The organism is Salinispora goodfellowii (assembly GCF_059570675.1).
Genome location: NZ_JCANTD010000003.1, coordinates 1 through 21,811, shown reverse-complemented (window position 1 = coordinate 21,811; position 21,811 = coordinate 1). Strand labels below are relative to the sequence as shown.

Here is a 21,811-nt window from a genome sequence, read left to right as displayed (position 1 = left end):
TGCGTTTGACGGCTTGTCTGTAGCGTTTCCTTGCAGGTGCCCGCCGGAGGGAGTCTCCGACTGCTCCGGCCCGGACGGGGAGGTGGACCCGTGTCACCGACCGAGGGCGTCGACGGCCTTACGCGCGGCGATCAGCACCGGATCCCAGACCGGGGAGTACGGCGGGGCGTAGCCGAGGTCCAGGGCGGTCATGTCATCCACCGTCATGCCGTTCCAGAGCGCCACGGCCAGGGCGTCGATCCGCTTCGCCGCCTCCGACCAGCCCACGATCTGGGCGCCGAGGAGCCGTCCGGTGGGCCGTTCGGCGATGAGCTTGACGGTCATCGGGCGGGAGCCGGGGAAGTAGCCGGCGCGGTTGGTGGACTCGGTGATCACCGAGACGAACTCGAAGCCCGCCGCCGCGGCGTCCTGCTCCCGGAGTCCGGTGCGGCCGACCTCCAGGTCACAGACCTTGATCACCGCAGTGCCGATCACTCCGGGGAAGGTCGCGTACCCGCCGCCGATGTTGACGCCGGCCACCCGGCCCTGCTTGTTGGCGTGTGTGCCCAGCGGGATGTGTACGGGCATTCCGCTGACCCGGTGCAGGCACTCCACGCAGTCACCGGCGGCCCATACGTCGTCAACTCCGGGTACCCGCATGCGCCGGTCCACCCGCAGTGCCCCGCTGGGCCCGATCGGCAGCCCTGCGGCCTCGGCGAGCGCGACGTTGGGGCGGACACCGAGGCCGAGCACGACCAGGTCGGCGGGGATCGGCCCGTCGGAGGTGAGTACCGCGCAGACCCGCCCGTCTCGTTCCTGCAGGCCGGTCACCGTCAGGTCGGTGCGGATCTGCACCCCCACTCCGTGCATGGCGTCGTTGACCAGCTTGGCCATGTCCGGGTCCACCGTCGACATCGGTTGACTGGCCTTCTCGACCAGGGTGACCGCCAGCCCGCGCTGGATCAGCGCCTCGGCCATCTCGACCCCGATGTAGCCTCCGCCGACCACGACCGCCTGCCGGGGGCGCGGATCAGTGTCCAGCCAGTCCCGGAGGGCGGCGCCGTCGTCGAGGGTCTGCACGCCGAAGACACCCTTCACCCCGGTGCGCGCCCAGGCGGGCCGTAGCGGGTGGGCGCCGGTGGCGTAGACCAGGGTGTCGAACCGCTCGCGGACCTCGCCGCCGTTGGCCAGGTCCCGGGCGACTACCTCGCGCCGGTCCAGGTCGACCGCGGTGACCTCGTGCCGTAGCCGAACTCCGATGTCGAACCGTTCGCGGAAGGTCGTTGGATCGCGGGCGATCAGCTGGTCGCGCTGCGGCACCAGACCACTGATCCAGTACGGGATGCCGCATGCCGAGTAGGACGTGAACCGGCCCCGCTCGAAGGCAATGATCTCCAGGTCGTCCGGGCCTCGACGGCGGCGGGCCTGGGATGCCGCCGCCATCCCGGCGGCGTCGCCGCCGATGACGATCAACCGTTCTGCCACCAGCTCATCCTGTCACGGATCGACCCGGGTCCGGGCGCGCTGAGCGGAGGTTCGAGAGATCGACATTGACAACTGGGTGGTGGGCACGTACAACTCGGAGAGAGCGCTCTCTCGACCCGTCCCCCAGAGAGGTACGTTCATGCACACCCCACCCGGGGCGCCTGCCGCCCTGCCCGCGAGACGCCGGAAGCGACTGGCGTTGGCGCTGTTCACTGCCCTTACCACCACCGCCCTGGCCGGTGTCGCGGTCACCGCGAACGCCGCCGTACCCACGCCCGCCCCCGGCTGGAGTCTGGTCTGGAGCGACGACTTCGACGGCGCGGCCGGCACCCTGCCCTCCTCGGCCAACTGGATTATCGACATCGGCACCAGCTACCCCGGCGGCCCGCCCAACTGGGGCACCGGTGAGATCCAGACGTACACCGACAGCACCGCCAACCTCAGTCACGATGGTGCGGGCAACCTACGAATCACCCCCTTGCGCGACTCGGCCGGCGGGTGGACCTCGGCCCGGATCGAGACCGTACGGACCGACTTCAAACCGCCGGCCGGAGGTGTCCTCGCGATCGAGGGCCGGCTCCAGGTGCCGAATGTGACCGGGGCTCCGGCGGCCGGCTACTGGCCGGCGTTCTGGGCGCTCGGGTCGCCGTACCGGGGTAACTTCCAGAACTGGCCGAGCGTCGGCGAGTTTGACGTGATGGAGAACGTCAACGGGATCAACTCGGTCTGGGGAGTGCTGCACTGCGGCTACGCGCCGGGCGGGCCGTGCGACGAGTTCAACGGCATCGGCGCCTCCCGAACCTGCCCGGGAGCCACCTGTCAGTCGGCGTTCCACACCTACCGGTTCGAGTGGGACGCCTCGGTCAGCCCGCAGGAACTGCGCTGGTACGTCGACGGCGAGCAGTACCACACGGTGACGCAGACCCGGGTCGGTGAGCCGGCCTGGTCGCAGATGACCAGCCACGACGGTTACTTCCTGCTGCTCAACGTGGCGATGGGTGGCGCCTTCCCGAATGGTGTCGCCGGGGGAACCACCCCGACCGCCGCGACGGTGCCGGGCCGGCCGATGCTCGTTGACTACGTCGCGGTCTACAGCCGGGGCGACGGCACCGCTCCGCCGACCACCGCTCCGCCGACCACCGCACCACCGACCACCCCACCGCCGGGTGGGGTGCGGGACGCGTACGCGACAATCGAGGCCGAGTCGTTCGACGGCCAGTACGGCGTTCAGGTGGAGGACGCCACCGAGGGCGGGGAGAACATCGGCTACCTGCGCAACGGTGACTGGGCCCGCTACGACAACGTCGAGTTCGGCGCCACCCCACCACAGGACTTCGTCGCCCGGATCGCCTCCGGCGCCGGTAGCGGGGTGAGCGGGTTGGTCGAGGTGCGCCTGGACAGCCCGACCAGCACACCGATCGGCAGCTTCGCGATCGGCAGCACCGGCGGCTGGCAGAGCTGGCGTTCGGTGCCCGGCAACGTCGCCGGCCCCACCGGTCGCCACACGGTCTATCTGACCTTCACCAGCGGCCAGCCGAACGACTTCGTCAACGTCAACTGGTTCACCTTCCGCCGCTAGCGGTGCGAGCGGCCCTGGTCGGCTTCCCATCCACGCCTACCAGGGCCGCTCATCGGCTCCTTCCCCCTCGGTAGCGCGGCGGAAGACCCGTCGAGCGCCCGAGCGGCGACCGCTTCCTGGCCGGGTACCGGGTCGAGTCGAGTGGGTTAAGCTCCTTCGATCGATTGAGGTTACTGGGAGGTAGCATGTCGGAGCAGCGGGTCGCGATCGTGACCGGCGCGGCACGGGGAATCGGGGCGGCCACCGCCCGGCGGTTGGCCGCCGACGGGTTGGCCGTGGCGGTGGTGGACATCGACGAGTCCGCGACCGGTGCGACCGTCGCCGCCATCACCGACGCGGGTGGGCGGGCGCTCGGCGTCGGCGCGGACGTGTCGGACCGGGCCCAGGTGGAGGCGGCCGTCGAGCGGGTCGCCGCCGAGCTCGGCGCGCCCACCGTCCTGGTGAACAACGCCGGTGTGCTGCGGGACAATCTGCTGTTCAAGATGTCCGACGCCGACTGGGACACGGTGTTGGGCGTGCACCTGCGGGGTGCCTTCCTGTTCAGCCAGGCGACCCAGCAGCACATGGTCGAGCAGCGGTGGGGCCGGATCGTCAACCTCTCCAGCACCTCCGCGCTCGGTAACCGGGGGCAGGCGAACTACGCCGCGGCCAAGGCCGGTCTGCAAGGCTTCACCAAGACCCTCGCGATCGAGTTGGGCCCGTTCGGGGTGACGGTCAACGCCGTCGCTCCGGGTTTCATCGTCACCGACATGACCGCGGCGACCGCCGCCCGAATGAAGGTCGACTTCGAGGCGCTGCAGAAACACGCGGAGGCGGAGATCCCGGTCCGCCGGGTGGGCCGCCCGGAGGATATCGCGCACACCATCTCGTTCCTGGCCAGTGCGGGCGCGTCGTTCGTCTCCGGGCAGGTGCTCTACGTCGCCGGTGGGCCGAAGGACTGATCCGGTACGACCCGGGACGGCCTCGGCCGGCTGGTCACAGCCAGGTCGAGGTCGTGGCGGGTACGCCAGAGCCAGAGCAGCCCAAGCACCGGAAGCACCAGCGGGATGTAGCCGTACCCGCTGCCGAAGCCGGACCAGACCGTCTCGTCCGGGAACAAATCCGGCCGGGCCTGGCTGACCGCACCGACACCCACCACCCCGACCAACTCGACCGTGCAGCAGGCCAGCGCGATCAGGCGGCCGGTGCGACCGGCCCGGCCCAGCCCCACCGCCGCCACGATGTAGACCGTCGCGGCGAAGGCGGAGAGGAGGTACGCCATCGGCGCCATCTCGAACCGGGTGGCGATCTGGAGGCCGGCCCGGCTGGTGGCGGCGATGGCGAAGAGCAGGTAGACCGCGATCAGGAGGCGGCCGGGGCCGGTATTGGTCCGCGTCCGCGCGGCGGGTTGCGGGCGCGCGGTGGGTTGCGGGTCAGCCACCGAGCACCGTCCAGGTCTGCTGGAGCCGGACCAGAACCACCGGGGTGACCAGGCAGATCGTGCAGACGATGGCCGACCCCCACCGGGTGGGCTCCATCCGGGCCAGCACCCAGGCCAGCGGGGGTAGACAGACCAGGGTGGCCAGGTAGCCGAAGAAGGATCCCGGTTCGTCCGGCCGCTGACCATCGCCGAGGGCGATCACGGTGACGACGGTGAGCACGAGCAGCGCCGCTTCCAGCACGGCCAAGCCCGCGAACTGCGCCCGGTCCGGGGCCCGGTGCCGCAGCGTCGCCACGAGGGCCCAACCCGCGACGAGGAGGGAGAGCGCGATCGGGGCGGCGGCGAGGAGCCCGTCGATGGGAAGGTCGGCGGCAGCAGCGCTGGTGGTCGCGCTCGCTTCGGTCACCGGCACACTCTACTAATCCGGGTGGTACACCTGCCGGTGGCATCCTTGCCCCGCCGGATAGCGTGGTCTGCGACACCGCGGTGGGTCGCGGCGCTGACTGGTGGGAGGTTCGTGGTGCGGTTCGGGTTGTTCGGTACTGGGCACTGGGCGGGCGAGACGCACGGAGCGGGCCTGGCGGCTCATCCCCGTACCGAGTTGGTCGGTGTCTGGGGGCGTGATCCGGCCAAGGCCGCCGCGCTCGCCGAGCGGTACGGCGTGCCGGCGTTCGACGACGCCGACGCGCTGATTGAGGCGTGCGAGGCGGTGGCGATCGCCCTGCCACCTGATGTGCAGGTCGAGCTGGCGACCCGGGCCGCCGCGGCGGGGCGGCACCTGCTGCTCGACAAGCCGCTCGCGTTGACCCTCGACGACGCCGACCGCCTGGTCGCCACGGCCCAGGCCGCCGATGTCGCCTCGCTGGTCTTCTTCACCCAGCGCTATCACCAGAACGTCACCAGCTTCCTCGCCGCCACCGCCGCGGACGGCGGCTGGCAACATGCCGAGGCGACTCTCTTCGCCTCGATCTTCGGGCCCGACAGCCCGTACGCCGGCTCGACCTGGCGGCGTGAGCACGGCGGGCTCTGGGACATCGGTCCGCACGCGCTGTCGCTGATCCTGCCGGTCATGGGGCGGGTCACCCGGGTCGCGGCGATGAACGGCCCCCGGGGTCTGGTGCACCTGCTGCTCACCCACGACAACGGCGCCACGAGCCGGCTCTCGCTCACCCTCGACGCCCCCAGCGGAGTGGTCCGCAAGGATGTCGTCTTCTACGGCGAGAGCGGCATCGAGACCGCTCCCCACGGCAACGGCACCCTGGCCGGGGCGTTCGGGACGGCGATCGACCAGCTCCTGGCGGAGATCGACTCGGGGACTCGGGATCACCGCCTCGACGTCCGGTTCGGTCGTGAGGTGGTGGCGATCCTGGCGGCGGCGGAGACGGCCCGCACCGAGGCCCGCACCGTTGAGGTGCCCGCGTAGCCGCTCAGCGCGTCCCGACCGATTCCGGTACGGGCGAAAGTCAGTACCGACGCGCCGGTACGGCGAAAACCCGTTGAGCGGGGTGCCCGGGGCGATTACCGTCCGGGCCATGTTCGCGTACCCCCTGACTGAGTGGGCCGCCGTGTCGGCTGCCCACGGGCCGTTGTTGGTGGTCCGTCCGCGCGTGTGGCGTCCGGCCCCGGCCGGCGCCCGCCGCGCCTGACCCAACCGCGCACCGCGCGCCCGCGCCGAGGGCCGTCCGAGTCCCGACCCACCCGGACAGGCCCCGATTCCGGCTGCCTGTCCCGCGTCGCCACCCGGGCGACAGACAGGACGACGACCAATGGCGCCCCGCCGTACCCGAGCAACCGAACGCGACCGGTCCCGTCGCGTACTCTCCCAGAACTTTCTCGTTGATCCGGCCGCGGTTAACCGGCTGACCCGAGCCGCCCAGCCCGACCCGGACCGCCTCCTGCTGGAGGTCGGCGCCGGGCGGGGCCAGCTGACCCGGCTGCTCGCCGCCCGCAGCCGTCACCTCATCGCCTACGAGGTGGACCCGATCGCCGGTGCCGAACTGGCCCGACGCTGCGCGGATCTGCCCACGGTGACCTGTCGGCAGGCCGACTTCCTGACCGCCCCGCCACCACGGGCGCCGTTCGACGTGGTCGGCAACATTCCGTGGTCGCTGACCTCCGCCGTGGTCCGCTGGTGTCTGGCCGCGCCGGGACTGCGGGCGGCCACCCTGCTCACCCAACTTGAGTACGCCCGCAAGCGCAGCGGCGACTACGGGCGGTGGACGCGGATGGCCGTGTCCAGCTGGCCGGAGTTCAGCTGGCGGCTGGCCGGGAGGGTGCCCCGGACGGCATTCCGCCCGGTGCCGCGGGTGGACGGCGGCATCCTGCGGATCGAGCGCCGCCGGGAGCCGCTACTGCCGGTGGCGGATCTGGCCGCGTACCGCCGGATGGTCGAGTTGGGCTTCGACGGCGTCGGCGGCTCGCTCGCGGCGTCGCTGGGCCGCCACCATCCACGGGTGCGGGTGGCGGCGGCGCTGCGCGCGACCCGACTCGATCCGGCGACCCCGGTCGGTCAGGTCTGGCCGGAGCAGTGGCTGGTGCTGTTCCGCCTGCTGCGGCCATACCGCTAACCGAGCGGGTTCAGCGCCTCGGACAGCTCGGCCGGGGAGTCGAAGCTCTCCTCCGGAAGCAGCCGCAGGGCCTGCAGCATCTCCGTGCTCACCCCGTTCTCCTGGCCCCACCGGACCAGGTCCTCCCGGGAGACGGGGTAGTCGAGGGCGGCGATGGAGTCCTGCAACTGCGCGCCGGAGATGGTCATGCGCCCGGCTACCCGCCCCGCGCCCCGGCACACCGGGTTTGTCCACCCGGGGTGGGGGTAGCCGCCCGGCATGCTGGTGCGGCGGCTCGGCGCCCCGAGTGATTTCGACCCATTGCTGGAGCGCGCCCGGGACGCCCGGATCGTGATGCTCGGGGAGGCGACCCACGGCAGCCATGACTACTACCGGCTGCGCGGGGAGCTGACCCGGCGGTTGATCGCCGAGGGAGGCTTCTCGTTCGTCGCGGTGGAGGGGGACTGGCCGGACTGTGACCGGGTGCATCGCTCGGTCACGGCCGCCCCCGACACCGCGGTCGAACCATGGGCCGCCCTCGAGCGGTTCGAGCGGTGGCCCACCTGGATGTGGGCGAACGCCGAGGTGGCCCGCTTCTGTTACTGGCTACGGGAGTGGAATGGGCAGCGGCCCGAGCCGGAACGGGTTGGCTTCCACGGATTGGATGTCTACAGCCTGTGGGAGTCGATGCAGGCCATCTTCGACTACCTGGGGGAGGAGGCACCGGCGACGCTGGACGCCGCGCAGGACGCCTACCGGTGCTTCGAGCCGTACGGCCGGCGAATCGAGGAGTACGGTGCGGCGAGCCGGTTCGTCTCCGCACGTTGCGAGGACGAGGTGGTCTGTCTGCTGGCGCGGATTCGGGAACGCGCGGCGACCGACGGTGCGGACGCCTTCTCGGCCTGGCAGAACGCGGAGGTCGTCTCCGGCGCGGAGCGGTACTACCGGGCCATGGTCGCGGGTGGACCGGAGTCGTGGAACATCCGCGACAACCACATGGCCGACACGCTGGACCGGTTGCTGGAGCGCTACGGCCCGTCAGCGCGTGGGGTGGTGTGGGCTCACAACACCCACATCGGGGACGCGCGGGCAACCGACATGGCCGCCGACGGCATGGTGAACCTCGGCCAACTGGCCCGGGAACGGCACGGCCGGGCCGATGTCGTCCTGGTCGGCTTCGGCAGCCATCGGGGTACGGTGGTCGCCGCGCCGCACTGGGGCTCGCCGGCCGAGAAGATGATCGTTCCGCCGGCCCGGGAGGGCTCGGTGGAACGGCGGCTGCACGAACTGCTGCCCGAGCAGGCGGTGCTGGTCTTCGGTGGCGCCGACCAGCCGGGCTGGGTGACCGAGCCGCTGGATCACCGGGCGATCGGCGTGGTCTACAACCCCTCGTTCGAGTCCTGGGGTAACTATCAGCCGACGCGGCTGGGGGAGCGATACGACGGGTTCGTCTGGTGTGACGAGTCGACCGCCTTGGATCCGCTGCCCGCCCGGGGTGCCGGCGGTGAGTTGGAGACGTATCCGGCCGGGGTGTAGCGGGCAGCACCCAGGGGAGGGCCCCTGGTCCGGCGCAGCACGGGAAGGGCCCCCTGCCCGGCGCGGCGCGCGCTGGACAGGGGGCCGCTTCGGTGACCTCAGGTGCGGGCGGGCTCCTGCTCCGCCAGGTGGTTCCGCAGTCCCTCACCCTCCACGTCCACGTTGGGCAGGATCCGGTTCAGCCAGCGCGGCAGCCACCAACCGGCGTCGCCGAGCAGGGACATGACCGCCGGCACGATCGTCATCCGGACCACGAACGCATCGATGGCGACGCCGACCGCCAGCGCGAAGCCCATCGACTTGATGACCGGGTCCTCCATGAAGATGAAGCCACCGAAGACGGAGATCATGATGAGCGCGGCCGCGGTGACCACCCGGGCACCGTGCCCCATGCCGTTGATGGTGGCCTGCTGGGCGGTGTCGCCGTGGACGAAGTCCTCCCGCATCCGGGAGACGAGGAAGACCTCGTAGTCCATTGCCAGTCCGAAGAGGATTCCGATGAGCAGGATCGGCAGGAAGCTGATCAGCGGCCCCGGTGTGTCCAGACCGACCAGGTCGGCGAGGTGGCCCTGTTGGAAGACCGCGACGGTGAGTCCGAAGGTGGCAGCCACGGTGAGCAGGAAGCCCAGCGCAGCCTTCACCGGCACCAGCAGCGAGCGGAACACCAGCATCAGCAGCACGATCGACAGCCCGACCACCAGGAGCAGGTAGATCGGCAGGGCGTCGGTGAGCTTCTCCGAGACGTCGATGCCGATCGCGGTTACCCCGGTGAGCAGCACCTCGGCGCCCTGGATGCCGCCGACCGAGCCGCGGATGTCGTCCACCACCTGCTCGGTCGCCGGGTCGGTGGGCCCGGTCTCCGGGATCACCCCGAGCAGGGCGGTCTGTCCGTCCGGACTCAGCTGCGGTGGCGTCACGGCCAGGACGTTGTCGGTGTCCTGGACCAGGGCCGCGACCTGGGGTACGGCCGCCGCCGTCGCCTCCGGGCTGTCCCCGGCCACCACGATCGCCAGCCGACCGGTGAAGCCCGGTCCGAAGCCCTCGCTGATCAGGTCGTTGGAGACCCGGGCCGGCGAGCCGACGGGTGCGGTCCCCTGGTCCGGGAGGGCCAGTCGCATGTCGGAGGTGGGCAGCGCGAGCGCGCCCAGCCCGAGCAGGGCGACCAGGATCACCGGTACCCGGAACCGGATGACCAGCCGGGCCCAGCGGAAGCCGAAGGTGGTGCGGTCCTCGGCGGGCGCGGTCGGCGCGGGCGCGTCCGTGCCGGGTGCGTCGGTTCCCGGCTGGGTCGGGGTGGCCCCGTAGTGGTGCCGTTGTTTGCGGCGGAGCACCCGCCGGCCGGCGAAGCCGAGCAGCGCCGGCTGCAGGGTGAGGGCGACCAGCACGGCGACGACGACCGTTCCGGCGGCGGCCAGACCCATCACGGTCAGGAACGGGATGTTCACCACTGCCAGACCGGAGAGCGCGATGACCACGGTGGCGCCGGCGAAGAGCACCGCCGAGCCGGCGGTGCCGACGGCCCGGCCGACCGCCTCGTCCGGCGGCAGCCCGTCGAGCAGGTTCTGTCGGTAGCGGGAGGTGATGAAGAGCGAGTAGTCGATGCCGACCGCGAGACCGAGCATCAGGGCGAGGATCGGCGCGGTGCTGGTCAACTCGACCGTGCCGCTGAGCGCGTAGAGACCGGCCATGCCGACGCCGACCCCGATCAGCGCGTTCAGCATGGTCATTCCCGCCGCTACCAGCGAGCCGAAGGTGATGACCAGGACGATCGCCGCGACGGCGACGCCGATCGCCTCGGAGGAGCCGGCCTGCGGCTCGGCGTTGAGCACCTCACCGCCGGGGGCCACCTGCCAGCCCTGTGCCTCGGCGGCGGCGCCGACCTGCTCGTACGCCTCCCGCTCCTCGTCGGTGACCTTGTCCGCGCCCTCGGCGAACTGGACCTGGATCAGCCCGTACTGGCCGTCGGGGGTGATGGCCTGGGCCGTGAGTGGATCCACCGCGCTGATCACGCCGGGCAGCGTGGCGGCCTCCTGGGTGACCTCGGCGGCCACCGCCTGGCCCTGCGGCGTGCCGAGCAGGCCCGGCTGGGGAGCTTTGAGCGCGATCGTGCCGGTGGCACCGCTGGCCGCCGGGAACTGTTCATCGAGCAGATCCCGGGCCTGCTGCGACTCGGTGCCGGGCATGCTGAAGTCGCTCGCCGTCGGGCCGCGCAGGTTCAGGGCCGCCAGGCCGAGACCGACGAGCACGACTAGCCAGATCGCGGCGACGAGGCGCCGTCTGCGCATCGCGCCGCGGCCGAGCCGGTAGAGCAGGGTCGACATGGGTCGATGTCCTCCGTCGTTATTGGTGGGGTCAGTTGACCGGTTCGAGTGCCCGGCGGACCAGCGCGAGTAGCGCCGGACGTAGTTCCGCCTCGGGGAGATCGATGAATTCGCCGCACGTTTCGGCGATGCCGGCGAGGATCACCAGCGCCGAGACCCGGGCAGCCGGGCGGTCGGAATGTCCGGCAAAGGCGCGGACGAGCCGATCCGGGATGTGTTGTAGGTGACTGAAGGGGGGTTGCTGGAACAGGCCGGGGAACTCACCGCGGAGGAACGCGGTCTCGCGGCGGAACTGCACGGCCAGGTCGACGTAGCCCTCGGCCGCGACCCGTTGCGCCTCGGCCGGGCTGCCCGCGGCGGCGATGCGCTCGTCGAGCTCCCGTAGCTGGTCGATCGGCCCGGCTACCAGTTCGGCAAGAATGGCCCGCTTGTCGGCGAAGTGGTAGAGCACCGCCGCCTTCGAACAGCCCACGTCTGCCGCGATGTCCTGCAACGACGTGCCCCGGTAGCCGGATTGCGCGAATCGTCGCCCCGCCGCTGCGAGAATATCGTCGTGCCGCTCGGGCGCTGCCCGTGTCATGTCGGTCCCACCTCCTCGAACAGCATGCCTGACCGATCGGTCAGATGCCGACTGACAGGCGAACCAGTGGCGTTCGCCACACGCAGGTGGGTCCGTTTGGCCGTGTCGAAGGACGGCCTGGTGTGTTGACCGCCGCCTCGACTGTCGGCAGGGTGATCAGATGGGCAAGGTCGAGGAGTCCCGGGACGGGGTCGCGCTGACCAACCTGGGTCAGCCGCTGTTCGACGGGGCGGGAGCGACAAAGCACGACCTGGTGAACTACCTGGACGCGGTGCGCGACCGAATCCTGCCGCACCTGCGGGAGCGCCCGCTGTCGGTCATGCGGGTACGCCCCGGGCAGCCCCCGTTCATGCAGAAGAACCTGCCGAAGTACACCCCGGACTGGATTCCTCGTACGGGGGTGTGGGCGGCGGCGTCGCACCGCGAGATCTCGTACGCCCTCTGCGGCGACCGACGTACGTTGCTCTGGCTCGCCAACCAGCGGGCGGTGGAGTTCCACCCCACCCTCGCCCAGGTCGCCGCCCTGCAGTGCCCGACCCACCTCGTGCTCGACCTGGACCCGCCGGAGGGCGCCCCGTTCGAGGTGGTGGTGGCCGCGGCCCTTCTGGTCCGGCGGGCGCTCGCCGGTGCCGGGCTGGCCGGGGCGGTGAAGACCAGCGGCGCCAAGGGGGTGCACGTGTTCGTGCCGGTGACGGCGGAGGCGACGGCGGAGGAACTGGCCGCCGCCACCCGGGCGCTCGCGCAGCGGGCGGCACGCCTCGACCCGGAGGTCGCGACGACCGCCTTCATCCGGGAGGACCGGAGTGGGAAGGTCTTCATCGACTCCACCCGAGCCGGTGGGGCGACGGTGGTGGCCGCCTACAGCCCGCGACTAAGGCCAGGCGTGCCGGTTTCGTTCCCGGTGCCCTGGGACGTGCTGCCTTCGGTCACGCCCGCCGATTTCACGATTCAGACCGTGCCCGGCCTGGTCGCCACCGGAGACCCGTGGGCGGACGGAATGCCCACGGCGCAACAGCTCCCGGCCGACCTGATCGCCGAGGGGCGCACCATCCCGGTGGCTCGGGTGCAGGCGATGCAGGAGGGGAAACGCCGGGCCCGTGCCCGGCGGGCCGCCGGCTGAGTGCCGAACCCCGTTCCGTCCGTCGCAGCTCAGCTGACCGCAGCATCGAGGACGTCGGCGAGATCAGCCGGGGCAGACAACATCGGCCAGTGCCCCGTACGCAGGTCGAAACGCCGCCACGGCGGCTGGTTGAGGGATGCCAGGATCGGTACTCCGGCGTTCAACAACTCCCGGAAGTCGTTGCATGTGACGAGGACGCGGTCGACGTCGTGGTGAGGTTCGGCTGGGCCAGCGAGCCGCTGCTCGTAGGTCCCGAACGGCTGGGCGGTAGCACGTGCCCGCAGCAGTTCCCGGTTGCTTCGGTCGAGTCCGTCGAGACTGCTGGACATTCCCAGGACTTCAAAGGGTGGCATCGGTAGTCGCCACCCCCCGCCATCCGCTGCGACCTGTTGGCGCAGCTGGTCGGCAGCCTCCGGTGGCATCAGGTCGAGCATGCGCATGCCCGGGGCGAACGGCGCGCTGTCCACGTACACCAAACGCTTCAGCCGTTCACCGAGTTGTGCGGCTGCTCCGGTGACGGGAGCGCCCGCGTAGCTGTGGGCGACCAGGGTGACGTCGTGCAGGTCACGTCGCTCGATGAAGTCGACTATGTCTGCGATGTGGGTTTCCAGGTTTGTCGCCGGGGTGCCCCGGTCGGCGTACTCGCCGAGGCCGGTCAGCGTCAGCGGAAGCGTCGTGTGCCCGCGCTCAGCTAGCGCGTGCGCGGTGTCTTTCCAGGCCCATGCGCCGAGCCAGGCGCCGGGAACGAGTACGAAGGTAGCCATTGTGATCTCCCTGAGGTGAAGTGTCGTCAGCGTAGGATGAATACAGGACAGATTCCGCCCGGATATGTTGAGTGATCCATGTCGCATCCACTTACCCGCGTCTTGACCCTGCTGGAGCTCCTCCAGTCGCACCCGCGCCTTGCTGGTCGGGAACTGGCCGACCGGCTCGGCACTGACGTTCGAACTGTCCGTCGCTACGCCGCGTACCTGCGCGATCTCGGGATCCCGGTAGCGGCCGAACGGGGACGCCACGGCGGCTATCGGCTAGCCCGCGGCTATCGGATGCCGCCTTTGGTCCTCACCAACGACGAGGCCCTCGCCGTTGTCGTGGGACTGCTCGCCGCGGAGCGGCTGGGCATGAGCATGACCACTCCGGCGCACTCGGGCGCCCTGGCCAAGATCGAACGGGTCCTTCCGCGCGGCCTGCGAGAGCCGCTGGCCGCCATTCGAGAGACCCTGTCCTTCACGGCGAACGCGGTGACCGCACAAGCGCCGGAGGCGGGTGTGCTGCTGGCCCTGGCCCAGGCGTCGCGCGCCCGCACGGCCGTCCGGATGAGCTACCTGTCCTGGCAACAGGAGCAGACCGAACGCGATCTCGATCCCTACGGTGTCGTCTTCCATCGCGGCCGCTGGTATGTGGTCGGACGCGACCACCGGTACGACAGCCTGAGAACCTTCCGGATCGACCGGATCGCTTCGCTCGCGACTGGTACGCGAACCTTCACGGTCCCTGACGGCTTTGACCCCGTACTCCACCTGACGTCGGCGCTGGCTCGTGTTCCGTACCGCTGGGAGGTCGAAGTCCTCATTCACGGCCCACTGGACGACGTCGCCCGCCGACTGCCGCGCTCCGCCGTGACGCTCGAGGCGGATGCCGCCGGTGTCGTGATGCATGCGCGGGCTGAGTGTCTGGACGGTATGGCCCGCCTGCTGGCCGCACTGGAATGGCCCTTCACCATCCGCCGCCCCGACGAGTTACGGCCGGCGCTGAGGAACCTGGCTGACCAGCTCACGGCAGCCGCAGAGCGCGTACCGAGTGAACCGTCTGCTCGCGCAGGGTCTGGGTAGTGCGTAGCAGGTAGTGGCCGGTGTCGGGCGTCACTCCTGCGGCTCCAACGCCGGCCGCCGGTAGGGGCCCCAGGCCACGAACCGGTCGAAGAGCTCACGCGGGCCCGGCCCGTCGTGCGGGTTCAGGTGATACAGGTCGTGCATCGCCTCGTACAACAGCCCGGCGAGGTAGATCGACAAACTGGGCAGCCTCGTCGCGAACTCGGCTTTCAGCAGCAGCCGGGCCTCCCCGCAGGGCCATGGCTGACCGCACGCCCGGCACGCCCACATCGGCCGCAACGGCGTGTGCGGCGGTCGGCTCCCGGTGCGGTGGCGGGGGTGCTCGGGGTGGGGGCCGAGTCTGGGCTGCGGCAGCGCGTGCGGGTTCACCATCGACCGCCGTTCGCCCGCCAGGTCTGAGCGGGCGTCAGCCACCCGACCCGACCGGGTTGGGGGAACGCCGCGGTCGGCTGGGTCGCCCACGACGCCGGGGCCACCCCCCGGGCCCGGGGGGTCGGCTGTATCGGCGGGTCGTCCCGGTGGTTCCGGCGACGACCTCGAAGCAGGGCGTCGTTTCGGTTGCGGCGACGGCCCGGGAAGCGGAACAGCATGGCTACCTCCTCAGTGGCGTGGCGGGCCGCCCCACCAACCCCCGGCGGGGCGGCCCCGACAGTGCCTCCGGCGGGTTCGGGTCCGCCACCGGCCGCACCGTCCTGCCCCCACTCTCCAACGCGAAGCTGGACAACTACACAGCGTTGCATTTAGTTTTTTCGACAGTCTTCTTGTTCTGGATTGGAGCAGGCATGAACCACGCGTTTGTCGCAGCGCTCGCCGAGGCGGGGCACACCGCCGAAAGCCTCGCGGGTCAAGTCGGTGTCCATCCGAAGACCGCCGCGCGGTGGGCCAACCCCGGCCACATCCCACAGGCCCGGCACCGCGCCACCGTCGCGGAGCTACTGGGCCGGGACATCGACACCCTCTGGCCGGACGTGAGCCGCCGCCGGGAGCCGGTCTGGTTCCGCCCCTGGGTCAACGTCGAGCGCGAGGCCATCGCGTTACGGGCCTTCGAGCTCGCCTGGGTGCCGGGGCTGCTCCAGACCGAGGCGTACGCGGAGGCGACCCTCGCCGGCGGAATCCTCACCACCGACACCGACGAACTCGTCGAGGCGCGGCTCAACCGCCAGGCGATCCTCCAGCGCGAGCAGGGGCCGCTACTGATCGCCGTGCTGGACGCCGGGGTCCTGCGGCGGCGGGTCGGCGACAGCCGGGCCCTGATGGCCGAGCAGCTCGCCCACCTCCTGGCCTGCGCCGAGTCGCCGAAGGTGCAGCTGCACGTCGTCCCGCTCGACGCCCCCAGCTACCCCGGGCTGGACGGGCCCTTCACCATCGCCGACATGCCGGACGGGTCGCGGGCGGCCCACGTGGACAGCCCCGCGCGGGCGCAACTACTGGAGAAGACATCGGACATTGTTACGCTGGAGCGACGGTGGGAACTCATTCGTGGGGAGGCCCTCCCCCGTGGGCGCTCCCTGGATCTCCTGAGAGAAGCGGCAGCAGCATGGACCTGACCAGTGCCCGGTGGCGCAAGAGCACGAAGAGCGGCGGTAACGGCGGCAACTGTGTAGAGGTGGCCGACAACCTCTCCGGCGTCGTGGGCGTCCGGGACAGCAAGGACCCGACCGGTCCGTCGCTGATGTTCGGCCCGGTTTCGTGGAAGGCGTTCGTCGCGCACGCCAAGAAGCACTGACCCCACAACGGAGCGGGCCCGCGGCTTCGTGCCGGGGCCCTCTTCGCTCAGCGGATCGGGCAAGCGCCCGACCGGCACTCCTCATCGATGCCGTTACTGATCGTTTTCCAGCGGCGGACTCGTACTGCTCCGCCTGTAGGAGGCGGAACGCCATACGGCCTGCGGCACGCCGCTGTGTCGACCTGGCTCACCCGGGGAGTGCCGCCGAAACAGCTGGCCTACTACCTGTGCTTCGGCCCGGCCGGGACGCTCGACGAGGATCTGATTTGCGTCGCCGGGACCCGTTGGTCGGTGGAGGAATCGTTGTGCGCCACGAGGCGCCTTGTCGTATCCCCAACGCAGTTCGGAGGAACCCGGAGGTTTCTGGGTCTGAATGGCTTACCCGAAGCCGAAAGGTGAACGGGGACAAGAGCATGCCAGGAAACCAGTGGCCGGGCCCAGGCGTTAGGGGCGGTGCGCTGGGAGACCCGCGTGATATGGCGAAAGCTGGATTGCCCACCCACGGGCACCTCGCCGGGCGGCCCACCCAACCCAGACCGCCAAAACCGAAGTCGGCCTGGACCACTATCAGGTCCGCCGCTACGACGCCTGGTACCGTCACATAACTCCCGTTCACATCCATCGATGGGTGGTGGTGTCGCCGCTGGCGGCGCGGTTGGCGCGGGTGCCGGATCCGCGTCGGCTGCGAGGGCTGCGCCATCCGCAGCTGGTGGTCTTGGTGCTGACCGCGTGCGCCACGTTGGTGGCCGGTAGCGACGGCGTAACCGCGATCCGGCAGTGGCCACCCGAGAGGCCAACCACCGCCCTCACGACCTCATCACCGCCGTGACCACCGGAAAGCCGGCTGTGACCAGCGGTTTCTCTACCTTGGAATAACTTTCGGGCCTGCCCGAACCGCAAACCTCGCGAAAGGTGTTAGAGTCTCCCTACTCGTGGCCATGGGGCAGGTATGGACATAAAATCGGAGGAATGTATGCGACGGGTGTCACGTGCACTAGTACTTACAGCAGCGGCATTTGCCGTAGTGGGCACTGGGGCCGGGGTGGCCGCAGCGGAATCGGCGTCGGATGACGCGTCCATAATGTGCACGCTTAAAGTCGACCAGCCGAATAGCAGTAACGACGCAGAAGTGGGACGTTCCGGCTGCGGGAACACGCTCGATGGAAAAGGCCAAATTCTGGAGGATCGCAATAACTGGCCCGATGATGCAGTCGGCACGACGGAGGGTTCCGGCTGGGGCGTAAAATGGGTCTATGGGTCCTGTGGCAATGGTGACGGTATGTACTATTCTCAGTTCGAGTCTGGTAGTGGAGCGAATGCGCAGTCCTCGCGTGTGCGGCGTTGCTAGATAGGTTCCTGTTTCGCTACTACGAGGACGAGGGTTCGCGTGGCAGGTATTGAGGTTCGAGACATCTCGTTCTCGTACAGGAGGCGCCGGGTTCTCACCGGCGCCTCCTGGGCGGTTGAACGGGGAGTGAATGCTCTCTTGGGCCCTAATGGGTCAGGAAAGACCACCTTGATTAGATGTATGGTGGGTCTAGCACGACCGGAGCTGGGCCAAGTGATCGTCGATGGTCGAGATATCAGTGACGGTGAGTCGACTCAAAGGCTGATTGGATACGTACCACAGAACCCGCTACTCCCGTGGTCGGCGAAGGTGCGCGATCTCGTTGCCTACGCGGCCTGGCTGAGTGGAGTGGAAGCAACGCAGGCGGGTGCAGCAGTCGAGGTAGCTATGGAGAAGATGCAGGTTTTAGACTTGGCGTCTCGGCGCATCCGATCACTCAGCGGTGGGCAGCGTCAACGCGTCGCCTTAGCTACCGGAATCGTTCACGATCCACGTATCCTTATTCTGGATGAGCCCACGGTCAGTCTCGACCCGGGGCAGCGCCTGAAGGTCCGCGAGGTGATCCAGCAGTTCGCTTCCGAACGGCCTGTGGTGTTGTCAACTCACCTGACCGAGGACGTCGAGTATCTCGCCGATTCTGTCGGCGTGCTGGTTGATGGAGAAATTCGTTTTCAGGGTCCGACGTCGCAGCTCACAGTAGCTGATGCCGGTGGTGATGTTCGGCCAGGATCGCCGTTCGAACGCGGCTATGACGATCTCATCAAATCATTTGGTAGCTCGGAATGAATCATCTGCGTCTATTATGTGGTTGGCCAGCCTCCAGTTGGATATTCCCGGCCTCGGGGGCCTTCATGGCAGTCGGGTCACTTCTGGCGACCATGGAAATTCTCAAGTCCGACTACGTGACATGGTTTGTAGTCACCACAACATGGCACGAGTCGCTCTGGATTACCGGGGCGATAGCGGCCGGTGGGGCCGCTGCGCTGGGAGCGGCGTACTTTCCTAGGGCGTCGCCAGTTGCTGCGCCGATCAGGCCAAGGGTGAATGTCGGATTGTTCCTCATTCATGGGCTTGCCTTGGCGCTGTGGCTCTGCATGGGGCATGCCCTCGGGTTGACCCCAATTCACATCGCTGCGGCGCGAGAAGCGACCGCTGGTGCTTTGGCCCTCCAGGATGTCGTCATCGGCTTGTCTGGTCTGACCGCGCTGACGGTGATTGGATTCTGCATCGGAGCTGCCGTTCGGCACTGGGTAATTGCTCCTGCTGTAGCAGTTCTCGTCTTCGTAATAATGGGCTTGCCCCAAGAGCCGTTGTTCCGTCCCATCGGGCTGCTGCTACCGGTACGCCAATGGAGTAGCTCGGCGAGGTTTGAGGTAAACCCGCCGACTGCGGTCTTCGCCGTTGTCGCCTCTGTCGGGATCTGCCTGCTTGCCGCCTCATTTGCGGCCTGGGTCGGTGCCCGCCGAACGGTCCGCCGGCAAGGAATGCCGCTATTCGCATGGCTGGCTGCCGTGGTCGCCCTGGTAGTGACCGCCTTCCTATGGCGCCCCGAACTGACTGTGGTGGACCGTCCCGTCGAAAGTGTGTGTCAAGATGTCGATGACACACGAGTATGCCTACATGCAGCCAATCAGCCTGCGATGGCCCGCACGGTAGATGTCGTGAGCCGCCTTCGCGCCGCTGGGCTGTCTCCGGTCTTGCGTAACGTTACGGATTTCGACTTTTCCGACCATGACCTTCCCCAGGCCGGGGAAGCGTTCGTCAGGTTCGACCCGAGCCCTCGCGATCGAAGGTTTTCCGCAAGGACCATTTCTGACCAGGTGGCATCAGGGGTGGCAGAATCTTTCACTCGGGACCGCTGTTCCCCCGACAGGGGAAACGACGATCATGATATCGCCACGGCTCTATATTTGCGCATCCTCAAGCTGGCCGGGTTTGAGGAGGTAGGAGAAGCCGCTGTCGCGGAGCCGTCGTCGGTGGTGGCGCAACCGTTGGCCACTATGAACTCCGATCAGCTCACTAAATTTGTTGATACTAACCAGGAATTGGTCCGCTCGTGTCGCCTGTCGCTAGCAGAATTCGGGTAGCGCAGAGTCGTGCTGCGGGAATATTGCATGTCCGCAGCGGACCCCTCGCGCTTGCCGTCCTCGTCATCGCACTTCTCTTCACCGGAGCATTTCCAGAGTTGAGTATCCCGGTCAGCGTCGTGTTCGACCAACCGCCTAGGGGGGTGGGAACCCCGGAGATCGTCGCGCTCGCCCTGGCCAGCATCTTGCCTGCCCTCACCGTTCCCTCCTTTGATGGCCGGGAGCTCATGGCAGGACGGTCTGCGCGACTGGGGAATTTAGCCTATTCTGCGGCTACACTCACCGCGCCGCTACTGGTCCTGCCAACCTGGTATTGGAGAATACAGGCAGTTCACCCCGATGTGTCATTCCCGCCCTTACACGGCCTAATTGGCAATGTTTTTGTTTTCTCCTGCGCCGGCGCTATCCTTTGTCTTACCCTGGGTCCGCTGCTCTCTGCTGCGGCCACACCAACCCTTTTTGCAGGATTCGTGGTTGTCCAGCAAGCGGCACCCCATTCGTTTCTCGCGGTCGAATTTGCCACCGGGCTGTCCTGGTATACCAATTATTGGATCACGACCGCTTTGGTGCTACTCACCCTCGGTCTCACCTGGCACATGCGCGCCGTGCCCTGGACCAATCGGGGTTAACGAAGTTGATGGGGGCTGGCCAGAGCCAAAGCAAAGTCAGTTGATCATGGTTGCGATGCGTTGAGCAGGGCTGGGATGAGTATCTTGTCGGCGTGGTGACGTTCCATCACCTGCTTGATCCTGGAGTGTCCAGCGAGCCGGATCAGGGCGATGGTGAGATTGCGCAGGGCGGCCAGGGCGTGGGCGACGCCGCCGAGCCAGGCGTGGTGGGTGTCCTCACCGAACAGGACGTCACGGACCCAGTGGGTAGGGTCGGCCGCATGGCGAGGTGCCTGTTGGGCAGGTCCATTTCCATGCGGCCTCCCTCCGAACCGGACATGATAGTTTCCTGATCATCCGGCTCTCCAGTGACTTCACGCAGGACACCCAGCACCGTTTCGGCGCTCTGCATTACGCATACCTCCCGGTCCGGTGGTGTCCGATCACCTGGCCCCCTTCGCCCGCGCGGACGGCTTTCCCGTCCTCCCTGGCCGGTCGTGACTCCGGCGACTACTACGGGGCCTCCGTCGCCGTAGGGCTCGCGCCCGTTAGGCGATCCCACGTTCGTCCTCGTCGTACGTGACAGCGTGACGTAGGCGTCCCACTCATCTCCTTAAATGCCCTCGTTGGGCATCGCCCAGCGCCCGGAGGTTGCACCAGCCCCGTAGATACATGCCGGTGCAGAGCGCGGCGTCGGCTTCGAGCGCGGTGCCGACGGAGTCGAAATCTGCCTCGCTGGAGATTGGGCTTCAGGCAATCCAGCTTTCGCCATATCACGCGGGTCTCCCACCGCACCGCTCCTCACGCTTGGACACGGCCGGTGGTTTGCTGGCATGCTCCGGTCCCCTTCGCCTTTCGGCATCCGGGTAAGCCATCAGACCCAGAGATGTCCCTCCAATCTCTCCCGGCTGAGCCGGGAATACGACGAGGCGTTGCGTGGCGCACACCTTGTTCTCGATCCACCAGTGGGTGCGCACGTGTCTGGCGATCTTGGCTCCCGCGCTGGTCAGGCTGGTGATGCCGTGGACGATCTGTTTGCTGATCCGTTGCCCGTCCGGGGCGTACACGTCACGGCGGAGCCGGAACACGGTGGCCGCGCCGGGGAAGTCGATGCAGGTGGCGGGTGCCACCCAGATGGTGCGGGTGACCCGGTAGCCGCTGCGGCGTTCGGTGTCGGTGTGCGCGCTGGTCGCGGCCGTGGCGGCGGGTAGCCGGTCGGTGATCGCGGCCAGCAGCGCGGGCCTGTTGCCCTTCACGGTGAACACGTAGTCCGCGTCTCGGTGCCGCCGCTGGGGTGCGCGGTGTCGTGGCGCATCGCGGCGAACAGCTGCACATCGACTCCGCCCGGTCCGCCCGAGTTGCGGAGGGTCTTACCGGCCACCGCCAGCCCACACCCGCCGGCCGGTGGAGCGAGCATCGTCCCCGACCATCGGTCTGGACATGCTGATCGTCATCTGGGTTGGTCCGTCCTCGCCCCGGGAGGGCCTTCGATTGTGAACCGCTGGTCTTACTCAACCCTGACACCCAGGGGCCCGCACAGTGTTTCCGGCCGGGCCTCACGCCGCACGGCGCGTCGGACGAACGGTATGCAGGTCACTACGGCGATCAGCCCGGCGGCCCCGGTAGCGGCGACCAGCGCGCGGG

General features: G+C 68.8%; 23 protein-coding genes. 13 read left to right on the top strand and 10 right to left on the bottom strand.

Annotated features, from left to right (window positions below):
* Window positions 1–93: 93 nt before the first annotated feature.
* Window positions 94–1,464, bottom strand: a complete 1,371-nt coding sequence (locus tag T398_RS04850) for an FAD-dependent oxidoreductase (RefSeq protein WP_496445005.1) — start codon at window positions 1,462–1,464, stop codon at window positions 94–96.
* A 139-nt stretch (window positions 1,465–1,603) separates the two neighbouring features.
* Here T398_RS04850 and T398_RS04845 point away from each other — a divergent pair, with 139 nt between their 5' ends.
* Both T398_RS04845 and fabG read left to right on the top strand, forming a co-directional pair.
* On the top strand, window positions 1,604–3,043 hold the full coding sequence (locus tag T398_RS04845) for a carbohydrate-binding protein (protein WP_496445003.1): 1,440 nt from the start codon (window positions 1,604–1,606) through the stop codon (window positions 3,041–3,043).
* A gap of 185 nt (window positions 3,044–3,228) precedes the next feature.
* Complete coding sequence (fabG, locus tag T398_RS04840; RefSeq protein ID WP_496445001.1) at window positions 3,229–3,984, top strand: 3-oxoacyl-ACP reductase FabG; 756 nt, start codon at window positions 3,229–3,231, stop codon at window positions 3,982–3,984.
* On the opposite strand, the gene T398_RS04835 is transcribed toward fabG, so the two are convergent.
* A complete protein-coding gene (locus tag T398_RS04835; RefSeq protein WP_496444999.1) occupies window positions 3,957–4,463 on the bottom strand; it encodes a hypothetical protein in 507 nt (168 codons plus the stop codon). The two genes, fabG and T398_RS04835, sit on opposite strands and share 28 nt — an antisense overlap.
* Window positions 4,456–4,875, bottom strand: coding sequence for a hypothetical protein (locus T398_RS04830; RefSeq protein ID WP_496444997.1), 420 nt, complete (start codon window positions 4,873–4,875; stop codon window positions 4,456–4,458). The genes T398_RS04835 and T398_RS04830 overlap by 8 nt, the downstream gene beginning before the upstream one ends.
* A 105-nt stretch (window positions 4,876–4,980) precedes the next feature.
* On the opposite strand from T398_RS04830, the gene T398_RS04825 reads away from it, so the two are divergent.
* The gene (locus T398_RS04825; RefSeq protein WP_496444995.1) at window positions 4,981–5,886 is read left to right on the top strand and encodes a Gfo/Idh/MocA family protein; all 906 of its coding nucleotides are present in this window, start codon (window positions 4,981–4,983) and stop codon (window positions 5,884–5,886) included.
* A gap of 343 nt (window positions 5,887–6,229) precedes the next feature.
* Entirely contained in the window at window positions 6,230–7,030 is an 801-nt protein-coding gene (gene erm / locus T398_RS04820; protein WP_496444993.1) for an ErmE/ErmH/ErmO/ErmR family 23S rRNA (adenine(2058)-N(6))-methyltransferase, read from the top strand.
* Here the strand turns inward: erm and T398_RS04815 are convergent.
* Window positions 7,027–7,218: a DUF2795 domain-containing protein gene (locus T398_RS04815; protein ID WP_496444991.1), complete on the bottom strand. Its 192-nt coding sequence runs from the start codon at window positions 7,216–7,218 to the stop codon at window positions 7,027–7,029. The two genes, erm and T398_RS04815, sit on opposite strands and share 4 nt — an antisense overlap.
* A 70-nt stretch (window positions 7,219–7,288) precedes the next feature.
* On the opposite strand from T398_RS04815, the gene T398_RS04810 reads away from it, so the two are divergent.
* Window positions 7,289–8,545: an erythromycin esterase family protein gene (locus T398_RS04810; RefSeq protein ID WP_496444989.1), complete on the top strand. Its 1,257-nt coding sequence runs from the start codon at window positions 7,289–7,291 to the stop codon at window positions 8,543–8,545.
* Between the two features lie 98 nt (window positions 8,546–8,643).
* Here T398_RS04810 and T398_RS04805 read toward each other — a convergent pair whose 3' ends face one another.
* Together T398_RS04805 and T398_RS04800 are read right to left on the bottom strand one after the other, a co-directional pair.
* On the bottom strand, window positions 8,644–10,866 hold the full coding sequence (locus T398_RS04805) for an MMPL family transporter (protein WP_496444987.1): 2,223 nt from the start codon (window positions 10,864–10,866) through the stop codon (window positions 8,644–8,646).
* Window positions 10,867–10,897: 31 nt separating this feature from the next.
* The gene (locus T398_RS04800) at window positions 10,898–11,446 is read right to left on the bottom strand and encodes a TetR/AcrR family transcriptional regulator (protein WP_180197301.1); all 549 of its coding nucleotides are present in this window, start codon (window positions 11,444–11,446) and stop codon (window positions 10,898–10,900) included.
* Between the two features lie 160 nt (window positions 11,447–11,606).
* Here T398_RS04800 and T398_RS04795 point away from each other — a divergent pair, with 160 nt between their 5' ends.
* A complete protein-coding gene (locus T398_RS04795) occupies window positions 11,607–12,566 on the top strand; it encodes a DNA polymerase domain-containing protein (RefSeq protein WP_496444985.1) in 960 nt (319 codons plus the stop codon).
* A gap of 29 nt (window positions 12,567–12,595) precedes the next feature.
* Here T398_RS04795 and T398_RS04790 read toward each other — a convergent pair whose 3' ends face one another.
* Window positions 12,596–13,330, bottom strand: coding sequence for an alpha/beta fold hydrolase (locus T398_RS04790; protein ID WP_496444983.1), 735 nt, complete (start codon window positions 13,328–13,330; stop codon window positions 12,596–12,598).
* A gap of 78 nt (window positions 13,331–13,408) precedes the next feature.
* Between T398_RS04790 and T398_RS04785 the strand changes: the two genes are divergently transcribed.
* A complete protein-coding gene (locus T398_RS04785; protein ID WP_496444981.1) occupies window positions 13,409–14,398 on the top strand; it encodes a helix-turn-helix transcriptional regulator in 990 nt (329 codons plus the stop codon).
* 30 nt (window positions 14,399–14,428) lie between these two features.
* Here T398_RS04785 and T398_RS04780 read toward each other — a convergent pair whose 3' ends face one another.
* On the bottom strand, window positions 14,429–14,767 hold the full coding sequence (locus T398_RS04780; RefSeq protein ID WP_496445439.1) for a hypothetical protein: 339 nt from the start codon (window positions 14,765–14,767) through the stop codon (window positions 14,429–14,431).
* A 413-nt stretch (window positions 14,768–15,180) separates the two neighbouring features.
* On the opposite strand from T398_RS04780, the gene T398_RS04775 reads away from it, so the two are divergent.
* The 6 genes from T398_RS04775 (at window position 15,181) to T398_RS04750 (ending at window position 20,188) form a co-directional block, all read left to right on the top strand.
* Complete coding sequence (locus tag T398_RS04775) at window positions 15,181–15,945, top strand: DUF5753 domain-containing protein (protein ID WP_496445438.1); 765 nt, start codon at window positions 15,181–15,183, stop codon at window positions 15,943–15,945.
* Window positions 15,936–16,124, top strand: a complete 189-nt coding sequence (locus T398_RS04770; RefSeq protein ID WP_496444979.1) for a DUF397 domain-containing protein — start codon at window positions 15,936–15,938, stop codon at window positions 16,122–16,124. Before T398_RS04775 ends, T398_RS04770 begins: the two co-directional genes overlap by 10 nt.
* 628 nt (window positions 16,125–16,752) lie before the next feature.
* On the top strand, window positions 16,753–16,953 hold the full coding sequence (locus tag T398_RS04765) for a transposase family protein (RefSeq protein ID WP_496444977.1): 201 nt from the start codon (window positions 16,753–16,755) through the stop codon (window positions 16,951–16,953).
* Between the two features lie 558 nt (window positions 16,954–17,511).
* Window positions 17,512–18,258, top strand: coding sequence for an ATP-binding cassette domain-containing protein (locus tag T398_RS04760; RefSeq protein ID WP_496444975.1), 747 nt, complete (start codon window positions 17,512–17,514; stop codon window positions 18,256–18,258).
* Between the two features lie 92 nt (window positions 18,259–18,350).
* Window positions 18,351–19,559, top strand: coding sequence for a hypothetical protein (locus T398_RS04755; RefSeq protein ID WP_496444973.1), 1,209 nt, complete (start codon window positions 18,351–18,353; stop codon window positions 19,557–19,559).
* A gap of 98 nt (window positions 19,560–19,657) precedes the next feature.
* Window positions 19,658–20,188: a hypothetical protein gene (locus T398_RS04750; protein WP_496444971.1), complete on the top strand. Its 531-nt coding sequence runs from the start codon at window positions 19,658–19,660 to the stop codon at window positions 20,186–20,188.
* Window positions 20,189–20,940: 752 nt separating this feature from the next.
* Here T398_RS04750 and T398_RS04745 read toward each other — a convergent pair.
* Both T398_RS04745 and T398_RS04740 read right to left on the bottom strand, forming a co-directional pair.
* Window positions 20,941–21,423, bottom strand: coding sequence for a hypothetical protein (locus tag T398_RS04745; protein WP_496444969.1), 483 nt, complete (start codon window positions 21,421–21,423; stop codon window positions 20,941–20,943).
* On the bottom strand, window positions 21,420–21,584 hold the full coding sequence (locus T398_RS04740; RefSeq protein ID WP_496444967.1) for a hypothetical protein: 165 nt from the start codon (window positions 21,582–21,584) through the stop codon (window positions 21,420–21,422). Before T398_RS04740 ends, T398_RS04745 begins: the two co-directional genes overlap by 4 nt.
* Between the last annotated feature and the right edge of the window lie 227 nt (window positions 21,585–21,811).

Excerpts from the sequence above, each read along its gene's own strand:
- T398_RS04795 (WP_496444985.1), top strand. The coding sequence starts at position 11,607 with ATGGGCAAGGTCGAGGAGTCCCGGGACGGGGTCGCGCTGACCAACCTG.
- T398_RS04785 (WP_496444981.1), top strand. The coding sequence starts at position 13,409 with ATGTCGCATCCACTTACCCGCGTCTTGACCCTGCTGGAGCTCCTCCAG.
- T398_RS04775 (WP_496445438.1), top strand. The coding sequence starts at position 15,181 with ATGAACCACGCGTTTGTCGCAGCGCTCGCCGAGGCGGGGCACACCGCC.
- T398_RS04755 (WP_496444973.1), top strand. The coding sequence starts at position 18,351 with ATGGAAATTCTCAAGTCCGACTACGTGACATGGTTTGTAGTCACCACA.
- T398_RS04740 (WP_496444967.1), bottom strand. The coding sequence starts at position 21,584 with ATGCTCGCTCCACCGGCCGGCGGGTGTGGGCTGGCGGTGGCCGGTAAG.
- T398_RS04845 (WP_496445003.1), top strand. The coding sequence starts at position 1,604 with ATGCACACCCCACCCGGGGCGCCTGCCGCCCTGCCCGCGAGACGCCGG.
- T398_RS04815 (WP_496444991.1), bottom strand. The coding sequence starts at position 7,218 with ATGACCATCTCCGGCGCGCAGTTGCAGGACTCCATCGCCGCCCTCGAC.
- T398_RS04805 (WP_496444987.1), bottom strand. The coding sequence starts at position 10,866 with ATGTCGACCCTGCTCTACCGGCTCGGCCGCGGCGCGATGCGCAGACGG.
- T398_RS04790 (WP_496444983.1), bottom strand. The coding sequence starts at position 13,330 with ATGGCTACCTTCGTACTCGTTCCCGGCGCCTGGCTCGGCGCATGGGCC.
- T398_RS04800 (WP_180197301.1), bottom strand. The coding sequence starts at position 11,446 with ATGACACGGGCAGCGCCCGAGCGGCACGACGATATTCTCGCAGCGGCG.
- fabG (WP_496445001.1), top strand. The coding sequence starts at position 3,229 with ATGTCGGAGCAGCGGGTCGCGATCGTGACCGGCGCGGCACGGGGAATC.
- T398_RS04810 (WP_496444989.1), top strand. The coding sequence starts at position 7,289 with ATGCTGGTGCGGCGGCTCGGCGCCCCGAGTGATTTCGACCCATTGCTG.
- erm (WP_496444993.1), top strand. The coding sequence starts at position 6,230 with ATGGCGCCCCGCCGTACCCGAGCAACCGAACGCGACCGGTCCCGTCGC.
- T398_RS04770 (WP_496444979.1), top strand. The coding sequence starts at position 15,936 with ATGGACCTGACCAGTGCCCGGTGGCGCAAGAGCACGAAGAGCGGCGGT.